Genomic DNA, 18,347 nt, shown 5'->3' on the forward strand with positions numbered 1-18,347 from the left:
GGTGGGTTTCACGACTTTTTTATCACCTGACAAAAGTATTTAAGTTATGTAACAAAGGGTCCTGATGACAGTTGTCATCAGGACCCTTTGTTTATGAACGTATAATTAATGTTCCTATGTCCAAATCAGTATGAGGCTATTATAATGAAAGCCTTTAACTGATATAGGATGAGTACTCTGGTATTATGGGATTCACAGTGATTTTCATCTATTTTTCAGACTTAGTATTTACTATAGCATCATCCATAATCATTTTAGTCTTGAGAGTAGCTGTTGGTTACGCCCAAGTTGTAATCGTTTCAACCGGGAGACGATAGGAAGGATAGCCATCTTTTGCTGCTTTACCTATGGAGATCAACATCACGGGCTGGAACCGTTCTTTATCCAGGCCGAACGCTTCGGCGATCTGACCTTTGTCATAACCAGCCATAGGGTTCGTATCATAGCCATGAGCACGGGCAACGAGCATGAGTTGCATGGATATGAGGCCTGAGTCAATGAGGTTCATGTCACGCAGTTCGGATGCGTTTATGTTCGCATAATAAGGTTGTACCTGCTGCATCTGCATATCCATGATGTCTTGTGGCATGTATCCAAGTTCCACTGATTTGCTGAAAATCTCTTCCATGTATTCAACGTTGTAGGCATCGTAAAACACGGCAATGACAGCGGAAGACGTTAGTGCCTGTGTCTGGTTAAAAGAGGCCAGTGGTGCAAGCTTCTCTTTGCCTTCAGCACTGTCGATAACAAGAAAACGCCAAGGTTGCATGTTAATGGCCGAAGGGGCACGGGAAGCTTTCGCCAGTATTTCGGTCATCTCCTCGCGACTGATTTTCACTTCAGGGTCGTAGACTTTAACGGAATGGCGCTCCAAGACGATGTTATCAAAATCATTTGTTTTGTTGAATTGACCGGTAATTGTGTTCATATTGAAATCTCTCCTCATATCTATATTGGTGAGAGTAGGGTATAAATTATATCTCCATCTGTCTCACTATGAGGATTGTAAACTATGAAGTATACTTTATAGCAAGAAGAAGAAACGGGGGAAATCCATATGAAGATTAGTGAAGTAGCGAACCATGTAAACCTTCCGATATCCACGATTCGTTACTACGAGAAAATAGGTATTATCCCGGATGAACATATGCTGAGAGATCATAATAACTATCGAATATATGCGCAGAGCATTATTCAGCATCTGGACGTGGTCAAACAATGTTTAGCTGTTGGTTTTACGATCCATGAGATCCAATCTATGATCTCTAAACATGGGTTTTCAAGTAATGATCAAGCAAGCATTATCCAAGCGAAAATATCAGAAATTGAAGAAACACAAAAACAATTAGAGAATTCCAAACAAAATCTGTACGAAATTCTTAAATCGGATATCACGTGTGAGGAAGGTTTTGGTAAGTATTAAGCCGGAAGTCCCTCTTGAGGTTTTCATTCAGTACGTTCTTACATCATATCGATTCAATCGAGTACATATCGTCCTGTATACGCAGATTACCGGGCTGCCCAGTTTCCACCTTCACCTCTGTAGCAAATACACCAGGCATACGCCCGTCTGGGAACCAGGGCATCTGTTTATCAATGACAATAAACATGCCTTCTGCATCACCGGTGGGGGAGAATTGTTTACCGTCCCCGGCAAATGGTTCAAGTTGATAATGCTCATTCAATGTGTTCATTGTCTCAGGAACATCATCGACAGGTAGACCGATTTCACTAATACATAACAGATGCTTCGCTTCGAAAGCTTCATCAACTGCATTATCGAGTGAATGGTGAGCGATAAATTCCATCAAGTTGCCGCTTGGATCATAGAAATAGAAGGCTGTTGCATCCCAGTAGGGGAAATAATATTCATCCTGTCCATCTTTGGAGAGCAACGTAATGTTACGGTCTTGAGCCCACCTTTTCGCATCAGCAAGTTTATTCGTTGGAATCGTAAATGCTACATGATAGTAGGGCTTCTCTTGTTCTGCCGCCTTCTTGAAAGATAGTACCGAGTTCCCCGCACGAAATGAAACGCATGTTGCATTATCCTCCACAAGCTCCAATTCCAGTAGTGTACCGTAAAACTCCTTTATGGCATCAATTTGATGTGTCAACAAACCAACTTCTCTTATTATCATTTCAATATCCTCCTTTTAATCTCACCTTTGATTGAAATACTCGATTGTTTTCTCAATAAATGCCTTGGCCGATTGCGTCAGGTAACGGTCGGAGCGATGGATAATCTCAAAGTGTCGGTATGGCGGATCGTCTGTAATTCGGATGCAACGTAGCGTGGGCTCATTCATGGCTTTGATCAGAGGATAAGGCAGCAGTGTTCCTCCGACGTTGGCTTTGACCAAGCTAATGATGGAGGTTGCCGAACTGGTCTCCATGATGGTATTTAGGGTGAATCCATATTTACGGCAATAGCCATCGACCAATTCTCTGCCCGTAAATCCTTCGGGGAACATCACCGTTTGGATATCACGTAGCTCCTGAATTTCAATTGTGCTTCGTTCAGCCCAATCATGATTCTCGGAAACGACGAGTACATATTCTTCACTGCACAAAGGAATGCGCACAAGCCGCCTATCAGGGGCAGACGTGATCTCGATGCCGATGTCGACTTCATTTTCCAACACTTGATTTACGACATAGATCGAAGAGATAACCTTCAATTGCACCTTGGGGAATCGAGCATGAAAATCAACGAGCAGCGGAGTGATACGGTAATCCAAATCGGATGGAAGAACACCAATAACCAATCGTCCCCGCTGATCATTGCGAAATTCAGCCAACGCATCTTGGGTATTCTGTAAATGCCGGATCATCTGTACACAGTGCTCCAGAAACAGAGTGCCTGCCTGGGTCATCACAATTTTTTTGCCGACACGGTCAAACAAAGGAACACCAAGTTCATCCTCTAACCCACGTATTTGTTGACTCAACGTAGGTTGAGATATGCCAAGTTTCTCAGCTGCCCGTGTAAAATGAAGCTCCTCACACACTGTAATAAAGTTTTCCATTTGACGAATCTCCATAAATTCACCTCTAATCATTGGTTTTAGTAATCATTTTAATAGAAACAATAGTATTGTTCAATCATTCTGATGATCCTATACTTAATCGTGCACCACCCGAAGATCTTGTCATTAACAATTGGGATCTTTGGTGAAGGCAACGATACTACTACCATGAGGTGATCCATAATGAAACTTTTTTATATTGTATTGGCGCTTATTCTTGCTTCACTGAACTTAAGACCACCGATTACTTCCATTTCTCCTCTGATGAGTACCATACAGAATGATCTGGGTTTGAGTGGCATGACTGCCAGTCTGTTAACTACGTTACCGGTATTATGTATGGGCATATTCGCTCCATTCTCTGTAAGACTAAGTAGAAGGTGGGGGAACGAAGGTGCCATTGTGCTGGCTTTAATCCTTATTGGGATAGGTACGGGATTACGATTGTTCGTAGGCGCAACTCCGTTGATGATGTTCACTTCTTTTCTGTCAGGTGTAGGGATTGCATTGGCAGGGCCGCTGTTGTCCAGCTTCATTAAGCAGTATTTCCCTAACCGAGTGGCAGCCATGGTCGGCATCTACTCTACAGCGATGGTGATGGGGGCCAGCATTAGTGTGGGATTATCGGTTCCGCTCCAGCATACGCTAGGTGGATCTTGGAAAGGTTCTTTGGCTACATGGGCATTACTTGCAGCCATTGCATTGCCGATCTGGTTAAAATTAGCTTGGTCTGCGCGTACAGAGCGACAATCCGGACAAACTTCGTCTGTCATTCATGCAACACTTCCGGTGAAGAACAGGCGTGCATGGGTGCTGACACTGTTCTTCGGACTGATGGCCGCGATCTTCTATTCATTAACCGCCTGGCTTGCGCCAGCCATTCAAAGCCATGGATATAGCCAAGAGACTGCTGGCAACATCCAAACGTTATTTACATTGATATCACTGCCCTCAACGTTATTCATTCCCATGCTTGTACACCGATACCAAAAACGTGTCTTCTGGCTTGTTGGATGTGCGATGTTGGAGTTAATAGGTGTCCTGATGCTGAATCTCTCTGTCAGTCCGTGGCTCGCGGCGATTCCGCTCGGGATTGGTGCAGGTGGACTGTTCCCGATTGCACTTATGTTGCCGATTGATGAGACAAACAATGCTCAGGAAGCTAGCAGCTGGTCGGCTATGACTCAATCTGGTGGCTACATTCTTGGAGCACTTGGGCCGCTGGCGATTGGTTGGCTCCGCGATCTAACAGGCAGCTTTGTGCAAGCATTTTATGGTTTGGCTATCATCATTGTGTTGCAGATTATCGTTCAATTGGCTATTGGCAATAAAAAAAGCTTAAAAGTTAGCCAGGAGCAGAGCTAAAAGGCATGTGAAGTAAAATGGATATAGAAATATGATCTTTATACATGATCCAACAAGTCCAGATAGTACTGCCTTAATGCTTTCTGTAAGATGACGGGCTCTATAATCTTAATCGATTTACCATAGCCCGCAAGGTATCTCACTATGAAATCAAGCTCGTGAGGTTCATACGAACCGACAAGATACATGTATCCCATCTTCTCGATGATCTGCATAGATGGGAAATGTTCTTGCTGGAATAGCTCCATCCCGGCTTCATCAATCAGGCATTTGAATGGAATTGCTTGTTCCGATGGTTTCCATAGAGATTGGGCATCCTGTGAATAGAGTTCCTTTACATGAGTTAAAGGTTCAATCTCTGTTGTTTCGGCTGAAATGATGCGGTCGCAGCGGAATACACGATAAGCTTGTTTATGCAGATCATAGGCCTGACAATACCAATAGCCTTTCCTGGCATAGAGTGTGATGGGTTGAATGGTGCGGATATTGGTGTTTGCAGAAGATGGCCTTTGATCAGAGGATCTACGCTGATTAGCGTACGTAATCTGGATCACTATATTCTGAACAGCAGCCATCAACAGAAACTCCAAATGTGCACTGTCGCGGATCTGCTCGGTATGTTGGAAGTAAACCCGGTGTTGGATGTTTTCAATATCCTGTCGTTGCTTGTCGGATAACGCGCTCATAAATTTCTCATGAATGGTACGGAAAGAGACTTGAAAGGGTAAGCTGGAGAAGCTGCGGAGAGCCTGCATCGCAAAATAAAGGGCATGAAGCTCACCCGTATTAAACGAAATGGGAGGCAGCTGCATCTGTTGCAGCAGTCGATATCCGCCGTAGCGTCCATATTCGACATAGATGGGCGCACCTAACTCTTCCAATGAAGTGATATCTCTTAACGCGGTTCGTTTGGAGATCTGGAACTCCTGCATGAGATCTTGCAGAGTGAACTGTTGTTTTTGATTAATGAAGCGCAGCATCTGGTTCATACGTTCTGATTTTTTCATATCAAACCCTCTTAATGGTGCCATGGATTGGCACCTTTTGTTGTTATAGTGATAAGTGTAATCCAATAGGAACAAGGAGGCAATATAATGAATTTTGAAGTGATACCATTTTTGTCGATGAACGGGGATGCGGCGGCAGCCATTGCTTTTTATGAGGAGTTTCTGGGCGCTAAGGTGATATTCAAGAAAAGTTATAAAGAGATGAAGGAGATGAACCCAGGTTTCGAGTACCCTGCCGGTCAAGATGAGTATATTACACATTCGGTGCTGGAGATTGGGGTCAACAAAGTCATGATTGCGGAAGAAGCAATGGACACGGAGAGAGCATGGCAGCTGGGGAACAGCACTTCACTATGTATTCAATCCAAGGATAAAAATACAATCGATCAACTGTATCATTCTCTGATGCATCATGAGGGCGTGAAGGTACTGGTACCTTACGAGCAAAATGAATTCAGCCCAGGTTATGGCATTGTACGGGACCCATTTGGCATTGCGATTCAGCTGTGTGTAACTGTGCACGATTTTTAAAATGAATTTCAGGCCCCCGGTTAAGCACTCGGTATGTAAACCTGTAACTAACTTAAAAACATCGAAGAAAGAAGAGCCATGGATATCATGTGCTCTTCTTTCTTCGGTTTCTATACAAGGTTGTTTGCACAACCATCAGAATAAGTGAGACAGCTCGATGGTTATAGCGGACCTCTTTTCGTGTAAATCATATAGGTACGGATGTCGCTGTGTACAAGCAAGTTCAATGGATAAAGGAAAGAAGGGATAACATGATTACGAGAGGAATCGACCATATTGGAATAACTGTACCGGATATGGAGCAGGCGACACTATTTCTACAACAGGCGTTTGGAGCTCAACTTGCCTATGACCATATAACGCCGGATGATCCCCCACAGGAAGGACCTGAGGCAGAGCGTAAATTAGGACTGCGTTCAGGAGCAAAGGTTATTCATATTCGGATGTTATCGCTCGGGGAGAGTGCCAGTATAGAGTTATTTCAGTACGCGAATACAGCGCAATCAGAGCCAGTTAGGGCATCGGATTACGGATTGCAGCATATGGCGTTGTACGTGGACGATATGCAAGAAGCTGCACGACACTTCAAGGAAGCGGGCGGGGTGTTGCTAACAGAGCCTGGGGCGTTGACCGGTTATATTGAAGGCGGAGAAGGCAATCAGTTTGTGTATGGAAGGACACCTTGGGGGATGCTGATCGAGCTGATCTCCTATCCTGCGGGCATTCAGTATCCGAATCACAGTGAAGCGAAGCGCTGGACACCACGAAAAAAATAATAAAGATGAGACTGGATAAGAAACAGGACGATGCACGACAAATCGTTCTGTTTTTCTTGTATATAGGGGCTAAACGGTTACTAAAAAAACAGAAATTATGTTACAAATACGTTACAAATACTGAAGTGTATACCTCTTTGCCTTATGTTACGATACGTACAAGTAGATACAGAGATATTTTACGGATAAGATAGTTAATAACGTCTCTTTTCTGGACGATGAACATGCTCCGAAAGTATGTTGATGGAAGCCTTTTATCCAGGATATTGAAGAAACATTGAAACGAAGGAACAACTATATATTTTGACTGAACAGGTTTGCAATAAAGTGCAGGGATACTACTACAGCAAGCCATTGTCAGCGGATGAGGTGGAGCAGATTTTCTTTTGAAAAAATAAATAACAACAGGTGATCCAAAATGCTGTAAATCGGGTATCAATAGTAGAGCCATCTAGAAGCTGATGGATACATATGTTGTTATGATCGTTTTTTGCTAGTTAAAGCTGTCTATTATGGAATGAACTGTGGGGGTTATCAAGTGTCTATATTAGATATGGAAAAGAAAGATGTTGTCACCGATGCAATGGTCATCAAGGCGATGGAGAAAAGTCTTGCTATCATTCGATTCGATCTGGATCGCCGGGTAACCTACGTGAATGAAGTCTTTGCCCAGACGATGGGATATACGGTAGATGAGATGTATGGCATGAAGCATCAGCAACTATGCTTCGGTCAATTTGCAAATACCCCGGACTATGATGCTTTTTGGAATAGCATCTTTAATGGGGTCAGCTTCCAGGACAAGGTTGAACGCAAGGATGCAAAGGGGAATTCCGTATGGCTTGAGGCGACGTATATGCCGGTGTACGATGAGACGAATCAGAAGATACTGGGTGTCTCCAAAATCGCCACCAACATTACCAACCGTCAGAACAACATTTCGGTCGTAGTGAATGAGCTGAAAACGATGTCTCACGAACTAAATGGGCAGGCAGATGTAGGCATTGAACGCAGTCAGGAGTTAATGTCCAGTATCTCCTATATCTCAGAGGTGTCGGCTACTAACCGTGCAACGCTGACTCATTTGCAAGAACAGGCCGGATCGATTCAGGGCGTGGTACGAACGATACGCGAGATTTCGTCTCAGACGCAACTGCTCGCGTTGAATGCTGCCATTGAGGCTGCACATGCAGGAGAATTTGGACGAGGATTCGATATCGTGGCCAAGGAAGTTAAGAAACTATCCGCAATGGTGGAGAGTTCGATTAATGAGATTCGTGATAGCGTTACCGGAATAACGAAGGAGATTGGTAATATCACAGGCGGTACCAAAAAAGTAGAAGAATATGTGGAGCAGAGCCAGAAGCAGATTGAGATCGCATTGAATGATTTTACAGCAATTGCTGCTTCAGCTCACTTGTTGGATGCCAAAGCGGAGCATGTGACCAGAATCGTATAATTATAGAGCAAATAGTGGTTCCTAATACAGGAACCGCTTTTTTTTGTCGTTTAGTACACAAAAAAACGGGAATTATTGTGATCAAACGGGGACACAATACTTGGGAATACCTGCAGCTTTGTCATGCAGAGAAATGTTGGGGTGGGAACATGTGGTCAACAATTGTATCCTACGTGCCGGATTGGTCCATATGGATTCAGGCATTCTTGGTCTTCATCATTCCAATTGGTATTACATTGAGCACACGCTGGATCAATGCTGCCATTAAGCGCGGAAGCTTCTCTCGCTCGAAGCAATCGTCCGTATCCTCGAAGGATATCTCGCCAGCAGCCAAAGGGCAGGGTGAAGGGACCGAAACAGGCCACTATGCCAATATTAAATTAACCGAAAAGTACAGCATAAATCTGACGAGTGTGAAAGAAAGCTTTGGTCTCAATGCAGACGTGCATATTCGGGAATTTATTATTAGGGGAACGAATACACGGGCTGCGGTGATCTATACCGAAGGCTTGGTAGATCAGGACTTAGTTGATGATCACTTGATTACACCGTTGATGTTCGAAGGTGTTCCTCTACTTAAGCAGGAGGGTTTCCTTCATCCAGACAACGCACACTTACTGTCGGCATATCTGCAAGATCAATTACTTCCTGTCAGTCTGGTTGAGGAGACGAAGTCCCTCCAAGAACTCGCAGTTGGTGTGTTGTTTGGGAAAAATGCACTGCTGGTTGATGGTTTGCCGGGTGCTTTATTAATTGGAGCTCATAAGATCAAAACACGTGGTGTAAATGAACCCCTGTCAGAGGGGCTGCTTCGTGGGCCACGTATTGGTTTTACAGAGCAATTAAGCGATAATACAGGCATTTTGCGTCGTTATGGAAGTGATCAGAGCCTGTTTATTAAGAAGTATGAAGTGGGTTCACGGATCAAAAAAGATTTGGCGATAGCCTATATTCAGGATATTGCCGATCCCAATCTCGTGGCTGAAGTATGCAAGCGAATTGAAGAGATGGATATGGATTCGATGTTGGAATCAGGTTATGTGGAACAACTCATCGAAGACAGTACCCTGAGTCCTTTTCAACAGGTACTGAATACGGAAAGACCGGACCGGGTGATGGGTGCCCTTCTGGAAGGTCGAGTGGCAATTTTGTTGGATGGAACGCCGTTTGTATTAATCGTACCAGTGACCTTTAGCATGTTGCTTCAGTCTCCCGAGGACTATTATGAACGCTGGATTCCCGGAACATTTTTGCGAGTGCTACGTTTTATGGCCGCGATGCTGGCATTGCTTGCTCCTGCGCTCTATATCTCGTTTATTTCGTTCCATCCGGGTCTTATTCCAACGAAGCTGGTATTGACGATTATTGAAACGCGGACAGGCGTGCCATTTCCTTCGATCATTGAAGTACTGATCATGGAACTTTCGATTGAGATTCTGAGGGAGGCAGGGATACGGCTGCCTAAACCAATTGCGCCAGCGATGGGTATCGTAGGAGGTCTGATTATTGGCCAAGCAGCGGTGCAAGCGGGAATAATAAGCCAATTCCTGGTCATTGTCGTTGCGGTAACAGCCATCTCTTCCTTTACGATTCCGGTCTATAGTGCGGGATTAACGCTAAGAATTCTGCGATTTGCCGCTATGTTCAGCGCAGCCGTACTTGGATTGTTTGGCGTGGTTATGTTCTTTCTGCTTGTGTGTACACATCTGGCACGACTCTCAAGCTTTGGCGTACCTTATGTTGCACCAGCGGTACCTTATCACATGAATGAATGGAAGGATTTTGTTATCCGTGCACCGCTAAATATGATGAGAATGCGTCCCAAGATGACTAATCCGATAGATGATGATCGGAAAAAATAAATGGAATTCCATCTACTGAAGGTCTGGAGGTGAACTAAAGTGAATGGCTCCCAAGGAAAGCTAACCACGACACAGGCCGTTGTAATTATTGTCAATTACATGCTTGGTGCCGGGATATTGACGTTGCCTCGAACGACTAGCAAAGCTGTCGGAACACCGGATGTCTGGATTTCCATTATCCTATCTGGATTCATTATCATAGGTGTCGGAATAATTCTGGTTACACTGTGTCGCAGATTTCCGGAGAAAACCGTCTTCCAGTTCACTCGTGAGATTACGGGCAGCTGGATTGCTTACATACTGGGATTGTCTATGATTATGTATTTCATAGTGATTGCCGCATTCGAAATCAGAGTTATGGCTGAAGTAACCGGGATGTATCTACTCGAACGCACCCCCACCTGGGCAATTGTGATGGTCTTCATGTGGATCGGTGTATATATGATCTCAGGCGGGCTTGGCGTTATCGTACGCGTGTTTGAGATCATCCTTCCGATTACGATTATTATATTTGTGATTGAAATTTTGCTTAGTAATCAGCTATTCGAGATAGGCAATTTGAGACCCGTGCTCGGTGATGGGCTTATGCCCGTTTTCCATGGGTTGAAGCCTTCACTATTATCTTATACAGGCTATGAGGTGATGTTAATCATGACTGCCTATATGAAAAATCCGAAAAAGAGCAATAAAGCGATGACCTGGGGGATACTCATATCCACTATTATCTACTTGATCACGGTCGTGATGGTTATAGGCAGTTTATCGCTCGATGGCATCAAAACTCGAACCTGGCCAACGTTGGATTTGGTAAGGAGCTTCGAAATTCAGGGTCTGATATTCGAGCGTTTTGAATCCTTATTGCTGGTCATCTGGATTATGCAAATCTTTTCGACTACAGCTATTACACATTACTGCGCTTCGGTGGGTATTCGTGACTTGTTTCGTTCCAAAAAAATCAAAGGCATCATGTACGGCCTGCTTCCGTTCATTTATCTGACAGCAATGATGCCCAAAACCGTGGATGATACCTTCAAACTAGGAGATATGCTGGGCAATGTGTCCGTATTTTTATTTGGCATTTTACCTCTGATACTACTGTTGTTAAGTCTGATTCGCAAAAAAGGAGGCAAGCATGCATGATTACATTCCGTATGTTGTTACGCTTAGCCACTGTATTATGCATTCTCTTAACGATATCCGGATGTTGGAGCAGTCGGGAGATAGAGGATCTAAGTGTCTACGTCGGTCTTGGGATCGATATCGGCAAAGAGACGGAATTTGAGAAAGACATCGCTAATCAGGGAGGAGCGTATTCCAAGCAGAACAATTTGACGGCCACGGTACAGATTGCTCCCGGTAATTCCAGCAGTCAAAAGAGCCAACAATCCGGTTCGCCTTCTTCTGGTAAAACGTCCTATTCCAATGAACAGCTTACCGGAGATTCCTTGCTGCAAATCTTTCGTCAGTTTGCACTGAGGCGAGATCACCCGCTCATCGGACATCATCTGAAGGTCATCGTTGTGTCCAAGGATATTGCCAAAAAGTATGGTCTGGATCAGCTGCTGGATTTTGTACTTCGGGATAACGATATTCGCCCTAACTGTCTGGTGTTGATTAGCCATCATCGCGCTGTTGATGTACTGACTTCAGATGATCCTTCCCGGATTCCAGCATTTTATCTGACAGGCATTACCGGTAATTCGTACTTGTCCAATAAAATCCTGGACCCCGTTCTACTCTCCAAATTAGATGCACAAATGCAATCTGGTTCCAGCTTCTTGCTCCAAAATGTACTGAACTCCAATGGAGAGGACAAATTCTCCGGTGCCAGTATCTTTGATGGGAAAACGACCAAATTCATCGGGGAACTCAGCCAAACGGATCTAGAAGGGCTATCGTGGATCAGACCTAAAGAAAAAGGAGGCATCTTGAAGACATACAATAAAGCGGGATTCACCGTGGTATATGAAATGAAAAAGAAAAAAACAAAAATAATTCCAAAAGTGGTTGGCGATGATATTTCATTCCATGTGAAGACTGAATCCGAAGGTTGGTTGATGGAGGATTGGCGTGCTCCCGAGGAAGAGGAAAAAGGTGCTTATCTCAGAGAATTGGAAAAAGAATTTGCTGAACTGGCCGAACAACAGATTCGACAGGTGTTATACAAACTTCAGCATACCTATAAAGTAGATGTTGCGGATTTTCGGGATAGCTTGCGTATCAAAGAACCCAAAACATGGAAAAAAGTCAAAGACGATTGGGATAAAATTTTTAGCACCGTGCCGATCACGTATGAGGTAAAGACCACCATCACCAATCCGGGGTCTTCCACCGAATAGCGAGGTGTGCCATTTATTATTTAAATGTTGACACATTCATGATAGATCGCTATATTTATAAAAAATCATTTTCTTATCCAGAGAGGTGGAGGGACTGGCCCTTAGAAACCTCAGCAACAGATCTGAAGGATACTGTGCTAATTCCAGCGGGTGAAAGCCTGATAGATAGGAGCGTTTGTTTTTATTTGTCAGTAACGGCGCACTCTTTAGGCAGAGTGGGTCTTTTTTGTTTTTTCTGGATGAAGAAGTAGGGGAGCAGCAGGTATGGAGAACAACAACGACAAAGGGCATTTTCAGCGGAAAATGCAGGCACGGCATGTGGTCATGCTCTCTCTAGGAGGAGTCATTGGAACGGGATTATTCCTCAGCTCAGGGTACACCATTCAGCAAGCGGGACCACTGGGAACCATTCTGTCCTATCTGATCGGAGCCATTGTTGTATATCTGGTGATGCTCTGTCTTGGTGAACTGTCTGTTCATATGCCAGAGACGGGAGCATTTCATAGTTATGCAGCCAAATATATCGGACCGGCAACAGGCTACACGGTGGCTTGGTTATACTGGTTAACCTGGACTGTTGCGCTTGGCTCCGAATTCACAGCCGCCGGATTGCTGATGCAGCGCTGGTTCCCATCGGTCAACGTATGGATATGGAGTGCGCTCTTTGCACTGATGATCTTTCTGTTCAACGCTTTAACAGTGAAATTATTTGCGGAATCCGAGTTCTGGTTCTCATCTGTAAAAGTAGTGACTATCGTAATCTTCATTATTATCGGTGGCGCAGCCATGTTTGGTATCATTCCCATGGCGGATTCTGAACCGGCTCCATTTCTATCAAATATTACCGCATCCGGGTGGTTCCCTCATGGGGCTACAGCGATATTGATGACTATGCTTGCTGTAAACTTTGCCTTCTCAGGCACCGAGTTAATCGGCATTGCCGCCGGTGAGACGGAGAATCCGGAAAAGACGATACCAAAGGCTATTCATACAACGCTGTGGCGTTTGGTTATTTTCTTCATCGGAACGATTGTTATCTTGTCGGCCTTGCTGCCCATGTCGGATGCCAGTGTACTGGAAAGTCCGTTTGTAGCGGTAATGGAGCGGGTGGGAGTACCCTATGCAGCAGACATTATGAACTTTGTTATTCTAACGGCGATTCTCTCTGCTGCCAATTCGGGCCTATATGCATCTTCACGGATGCTCTGGTCTCTGGCTGATAAAAAAACAATCTCTCCGTGGTTTGCTAAACTGACCAAACGCGGGGTACCGCTGAATGCACTTCTGATCAGTATGGTGGGTGGTGCACTAGCTTTGCTGTCCAGCATCATTGCACCAGGTACCGTGTATATTACTCTGGTCTCCATCTCAGGTCTGGCTGTCGTTGCGGTATGGATGAGCATCAGTGCCTCCCAATACATGTTCCGCAGACAATATATCCGGGAAGGACATGCGGTCAAAGATCTGGTCTACCGCACACCACTGTATCCGGTGGTACCAATTGTTTCATTTATATTATGCCTGGCTTCATGCATAGGTATTGCCTTTGACCCGACACAGCGAATTGCGCTGTATTGTGGGGTTCCGTTTATCGCAGTATGTTACGCTGCTTATTATCTGACAGAACGTGTGAATAAGAAAAGAGGACAAGTACATGACGCAAGCACAACAGACTAACCCCATAGAACAGATCCTGCGTGAACATCCGGTCATGATTCTGGATGGAGCGCTGGCAACGGAACTTGAACAGCATGGATGTGATCTCGATGATCCACTATGGTCTGCTCGTGTGTTGCTTGAGAATCCGGATGTTATTGTTCAGGTCCATGCAGATTATTTTCGAGCAGGAGCCGACTGTGCGATTACATCCAGTTATCAGGCGACGGTGGATGGTTTCCGCAAGAGAGGGATTGATGAACAGGCAGCACTGGAGCTGATCCGCAAGACGGTGGAACTGGCTGCACAGGCGAGAGATGACGTGTGGGCAGAAGTGCAGGACGGTTTAGTAGGGAGAGAAAGCTCGACAGGTCGGCTTATAGGAGTTCCTTCGGTACGTTCCGAGACCGTGGAGAATGAGGAGCATATAACAGATCGTACAGGGGATCGCGAAGAAGACAGTCTTCGTCCACGTCCAATTATTGCCGGGTCCGTTGGACCGTACGGCGCCTATCTGGCGGATGGTTCAGAGTATGTGGGACATTACGGCGTGTCGGATGAGACGCTTGCCGCATTTCACCGTCCACGTATGGCGGCGCTGATTGAAGCGGGTGCTGATATTCTGGCGTTTGAGACGATTCCTTCCCTGCAGGAAGCACAGGTGCTGGTTGATGTACTGAAGGAGTTCCCTCATGCGTATGCTTGGTTATCTTTTTCTTTAAAAGACGGGACAAGCATCAGTGAGGGCACACTGTTTGAGGTATGTGCACAGACGTTTGGCTCCGAGCCGCAGATTGCAGCGATTGGCCTGAATTGTGCTCCCATGGAAGTGGTGACGGAAGCAGTGGGTATTTTGAGCCGTACCAGCGATAAACCTGTTATTGTGTATCCGAACTCGGGAGAAGTATATGATGCAGCAACGAAGACGTGGAGCGGACAGGGTACATGTGGCAGTATGAGTGATGCTTCGGAGCAGTGGGTTGCTGCGGGCGCAAAAATTATTGGTGGCTGTTGCCGTACTACGCCACATCAGATTGGTGCACTTGCGAAGAAGTGGCGGAAATAGTTCATATGAATAAAACAAGCCCTTCCACCTCCTATAGAGGTATGGAAGGGCTTGTTTTATTGTGTTAAGGCATCCTTATTACATTATTCGATAACCAGCATACGTGGGGATGCTTCCCGAATGATTTGCGAAGAGAACCATGAGCCAAGACTGGCTGCAATGATGCTTAGACAGGTGAACAGTACCATTCCACCCCAATGCAGGATCAGTGGAAGTTGTACGATACCATAACCGGAAAGGACCATTTCGAGTAGAAGAGGCAGCAGATATACGCCGACGAAAATACCCAGTATGGCTCCCACGGAGGACAGTATGAACATTCCCATGGTGAGCGACAACCGGATTTGGCGAGATGTCATTCCCAGCGATTTGTATATCCCGTACGTTCTGCTTTCTTTACGGATATTGATTCTACAGGTACTGAAAATAATGATGAATGTCACAATGATAAACAGCAATCCAATCAGGCTCATCGGGTAGATGAGGATGTTAGCAGCTTCCGCGTAAACCGAATCAAGCAATGTCTTCTGAGTAACTACCGAAGCAAAATCTTTAAATTGCTCATTTAATTCCGAGGCAACCTTATCCGCTTGTGCCGTATCGTTCACATTGATGAAGATAACATCGAATTCACTATAACCCGGGTTCACACTTCTCATGGCATCAATGGTGATTCTGCCTGAGACAGACATGTTGGCGATCGCCTGATAGATGCCTGTAATGAGGAAGGTACGCTTTTCTCCTTCAATATAGATATCGATAAGATCACCGAGATCTTTATTTGATGTTTTGGCTACACTTACACCAATGGCAATTTCATTCGCATGTTGTGGGTTAACCCCTTTTAACGTTTCGAACCCAAGTTCCTGATAACTCCCGTCCAGTACACTCAAGTTGAGACTGATGGATTGGCCCTTCACTGTTGCCGAAGACTCCAGGCTAATTACACCCGTTGTGTTCCCTTGCCAGCCTGCATTGTTAATCCTTGAATCCTCTTCTAACGTTTGTTTCAATTCAATCTTTGGAAAGTTACCTTTGTTCACGACTACTGCTGCGATATTGGCATTGTCATACCCCCATTTAGCTGCTGTCTGTTCAATTCCGGTTATACTGGTCAGCAGAACATAACCCAGAACAAGTACGGAGGAAGCCATGGTGGTTAGCAGGAGTGTTAGAACAGAGCTTTTGGTGTTTTTGAACACATGTCGGAATCCAAGCACGGCGGTCACAGGCAGTCGTGTGAACCCGATCCAGTGCGCCAATGGCGAATTCATTTTGCCAGCCATCCGGCTGTGATCTATCTCCGACATACCATAACGAATAGCCTGCACGGGCTGTATGTTGCGTGCCTTTTTGGCATATAACACAGTGAACAGAATCACTAGAGCAAATAGTAGTACGCCGGCCAGTATGGCCGCATCCAATCCTTGGACTGGAAGGTTCTGATTCCCCACTCGAAGAGAGGATACAGAAATATTAATGATCCATTTGGATATCCATATACTGAGTGCAAGTCCGGGGATAATGGCTATGATGGATAACAATGCATATTGAATAACATAGGTGCCTATCGTTTTTCGGGAAGTCAGACCTAGTGATTTGAGGATTCCTATCGTTCTGTAATTGGCCAGGATGGCATCCGCAATCGTAAACCCGATGGTCATCATGGCGATAGAGAGCATGACAACACCCATGAATATCATGATAAATCCAATAACCTGATTGATGATCAGATAAAAAGAGGCAATGGCCTCGAACTCCATTTTGGATTCTAGAAACGGAATACCTGTCTCACGATTGTATCGTTCCCAATACACCGAATTCATGCTGTAATCGTTAAAATGGATGCCCATCATACGATTCTCGTTGCCAGCAAGTGTAGCGAGATCATGTTGATAATCGGTAGGATTCATCCAGACCCGTGCTGTATTGGAGAATGGTGCCCCGTATGGTACATCGATTACAATGCCCGATACATTCAGATTCAGCGTACTTGAGCCGGTTTTGAAGCCAATGGTATCACCTACCGAAATATGATAGGTATTTGCCATGGACGTTGGAATCCAGACGGAGCCTTGTTCGGGAACTGTGTTGGGCGTCCCGCTTGAGAAAATTAGTTCATCCACACCCCATGGCGGCGGAGGCGTATTAAACATGTACAGGTAGATGTTAGGGATGTGAGTTTCATTCAAAATGATGCCTGACAATGTACGATACGTTAGCAAAGGGGACACCTGAGCTCCATCCTGAGAAGCCCACCAGTTGTGCACAGCGTCAGGGTCATTGAGCCCTTTTTCAAACGTCAGGATCTGATGAGATCCATGGGTTCGGGTATGCATTTCATAAAACTGATTGCCTGTGTTCGCCAGAATGACAATAGCTGTAGATACAAGAAGTGTCGAGAGTAGCAGGAGCAGCGCAATCAACGCATTTTGTATTTTGTTCCTACTCAGATACGACAAGCTAAGTTTAAACATGACAGCCATCGTTATTCCTTCCCCGTAACCAAAGCGAAGATAATCGCTTCACGATCCTGAATTTGATGTTCGTCATAGGTGTCAAACTCAAGGATTCCGCCAATCTTGCCGTCCAAAATGTAGATCAGGCGATCTGCCCGACAGGCGGCCTTGATATCATGCGTCACCATAACAACGGACTGTCCTTTCCGGTTGAGGTCCGTAAGGATATCGAGAACAGCTGTGCCGTGTTCCATGTTCAGGCTTCCGGTCGGTTCATCCGCAAAAATGATATCCGGTGAATTGATCAAAGCCCGTGCAATGGCAGCTCGCTGCTGCTGTCCTCCGGAAGTTTGGGAGGGTAGGCGGTTACGCTGTTCATCGATATCCATGGCATTCATCAGCTCAGCAGCGCGGGATTGGATATCCTTCGTTTTGTTTCCTGCAATATATCCCGGTAAAGCAATGTTCTCTTTGATGGAAAGGTCTGGGACCAGATTGATGCTCTGATAGATATAACCGATCCGGCGGGTGCGGAAGTTAGACATTTCTCGTTCACTGTAAGCGTCAATCCGCTGGTCGCGAAAATAGACCTCACCTGCTGTGATCTGGTCCAGTCCGCTTAGCAGATATAAGAGGGTTGATTTGCCAGAGCCAGAGTTACCCATGATGACCGTGAATTCTCCTTCATAGATGTCGAGATCAACATTACGGATGGCATGATATTGTTCACTTCCGCTGTTGTACGTTTTGCACAGATTCTGTGCACGGATAATCACTTTTTTGGACAAGTCGAATCAC

The 18,347-nt window shown here is 45.1% G+C and carries 16 protein-coding genes and 1 riboswitch; of the genes, 10 read left to right on the forward strand and 6 right to left on the reverse strand.

Annotated elements, in window-relative coordinates; all coding sequences use genetic code 11:
• Positions 1-277: 277 nt before the first annotated feature.
• Positions 278-928 carry a nitroreductase family protein gene (locus BLS69_RS27710; RefSeq protein ID WP_091038400.1) on the reverse strand — a complete coding sequence of 217 codons (651 nt, stop codon included), beginning with the start codon at positions 926-928 and terminating at the stop codon, positions 278-280.
• 129 nt (positions 929-1,057) lie between these two features.
• Between BLS69_RS27710 and BLS69_RS27715 the strand changes: the two genes are divergently transcribed.
• Positions 1,058-1,423: a MerR family transcriptional regulator gene (locus BLS69_RS27715; RefSeq protein ID WP_165980421.1), complete on the forward strand. Its 366-nt coding sequence runs from the start codon at positions 1,058-1,060 to the stop codon at positions 1,421-1,423.
• 43 nt (positions 1,424-1,466) lie between these two features.
• On the opposite strand, the gene BLS69_RS27720 is transcribed toward BLS69_RS27715, so the two are convergent.
• A complete protein-coding gene (locus BLS69_RS27720) occupies positions 1,467-2,141 on the reverse strand; it encodes a VOC family protein (RefSeq protein WP_091038404.1) in 675 nt (224 codons plus the stop codon).
• A 21-nt stretch (positions 2,142-2,162) separates the two neighbouring features.
• The gene (locus BLS69_RS27725) at positions 2,163-3,029 is read right to left on the reverse strand and encodes a LysR family transcriptional regulator (protein WP_249913244.1); all 867 of its coding nucleotides are present in this window, start codon (positions 3,027-3,029) and stop codon (positions 2,163-2,165) included.
• 183 nt (positions 3,030-3,212) lie between these two features.
• Between BLS69_RS27725 and BLS69_RS27730 the strand changes: the two genes are divergently transcribed.
• The gene (locus tag BLS69_RS27730) at positions 3,213-4,394 is read left to right on the forward strand and encodes a CynX/NimT family MFS transporter (protein WP_091038406.1); all 1,182 of its coding nucleotides are present in this window, start codon (positions 3,213-3,215) and stop codon (positions 4,392-4,394) included.
• A 38-nt stretch (positions 4,395-4,432) separates the two neighbouring features.
• Here the strand turns inward: BLS69_RS27730 and BLS69_RS27735 are convergent, their stop codons facing one another.
• Complete coding sequence (locus tag BLS69_RS27735; protein WP_091038408.1) at positions 4,433-5,401, reverse strand: helix-turn-helix transcriptional regulator; 969 nt, start codon at positions 5,399-5,401, stop codon at positions 4,433-4,435.
• An 87-nt stretch (positions 5,402-5,488) separates the two neighbouring features.
• Between BLS69_RS27735 and BLS69_RS27740 the strand changes: the two genes are divergently transcribed.
• From BLS69_RS27740 to mmuM, 8 genes are all read left to right on the forward strand, one after another.
• A complete protein-coding gene (locus BLS69_RS27740) occupies positions 5,489-5,932 on the forward strand; it encodes a VOC family protein (protein ID WP_091038410.1) in 444 nt (147 codons plus the stop codon).
• Between the two features lie 251 nt (positions 5,933-6,183).
• A complete protein-coding gene (locus BLS69_RS27745; protein ID WP_206105822.1) occupies positions 6,184-6,708 on the forward strand; it encodes a VOC family protein in 525 nt (174 codons plus the stop codon).
• A gap of 538 nt (positions 6,709-7,246) precedes the next feature.
• Positions 7,247-8,167 carry a methyl-accepting chemotaxis protein gene (locus BLS69_RS27750; protein ID WP_091038411.1) on the forward strand — a complete coding sequence of 307 codons (921 nt, stop codon included), beginning with the start codon at positions 7,247-7,249 and terminating at the stop codon, positions 8,165-8,167.
• A gap of 149 nt (positions 8,168-8,316) precedes the next feature.
• Complete coding sequence (locus tag BLS69_RS27755) at positions 8,317-10,029, forward strand: spore germination protein (protein WP_091038413.1); 1,713 nt, start codon at positions 8,317-8,319, stop codon at positions 10,027-10,029.
• A gap of 39 nt (positions 10,030-10,068) precedes the next feature.
• On the forward strand, positions 10,069-11,169 hold the full coding sequence (locus BLS69_RS27760; RefSeq protein WP_091038414.1) for a spore germination protein: 1,101 nt from the start codon (positions 10,069-10,071) through the stop codon (positions 11,167-11,169).
• A complete protein-coding gene (locus BLS69_RS27765) occupies positions 11,166-12,368 on the forward strand; it encodes a Ger(x)C family spore germination protein (RefSeq protein WP_091038415.1) in 1,203 nt (400 codons plus the stop codon). Before BLS69_RS27760 ends, BLS69_RS27765 begins: the two co-directional genes overlap by 4 nt.
• 70 nt (positions 12,369-12,438) lie before the next feature.
• Positions 12,439-12,540: riboswitch (SAM riboswitch) on the forward strand.
• 92 nt (positions 12,541-12,632) lie between these two features.
• Positions 12,633-14,045 carry an S-methylmethionine permease gene (gene mmuP / locus BLS69_RS27770; RefSeq protein ID WP_091038417.1) on the forward strand — a complete coding sequence of 471 codons (1,413 nt, stop codon included), beginning with the start codon at positions 12,633-12,635 and terminating at the stop codon, positions 14,043-14,045.
• Positions 14,023-15,090: a homocysteine S-methyltransferase gene (gene mmuM / locus BLS69_RS27775; protein ID WP_091038418.1), complete on the forward strand. Its 1,068-nt coding sequence runs from the start codon at positions 14,023-14,025 to the stop codon at positions 15,088-15,090. Before mmuP ends, mmuM begins: the two co-directional genes overlap by 23 nt.
• 83 nt (positions 15,091-15,173) lie before the next feature.
• On the opposite strand, the gene BLS69_RS27780 is transcribed toward mmuM, so the two are convergent.
• Positions 15,174-17,576 carry an ABC transporter permease gene (locus BLS69_RS27780; protein WP_091038420.1) on the reverse strand — a complete coding sequence of 801 codons (2,403 nt, stop codon included), beginning with the start codon at positions 17,574-17,576 and terminating at the stop codon, positions 15,174-15,176.
• 2 nt (positions 17,577-17,578) lie between these two features.
• A complete protein-coding gene (locus tag BLS69_RS27785; RefSeq protein WP_091038421.1) occupies positions 17,579-18,337 on the reverse strand; it encodes an ABC transporter ATP-binding protein in 759 nt (252 codons plus the stop codon).
• Positions 18,338-18,347 lie beyond the last annotated feature (10 nt).

Origin of the sequence: Paenibacillus sp. CF095 (assembly GCF_900101225.1) — a bacterium.
Classification (GTDB): Bacteria; Bacillota; Bacilli; order Paenibacillales; family Paenibacillaceae; genus Paenibacillus.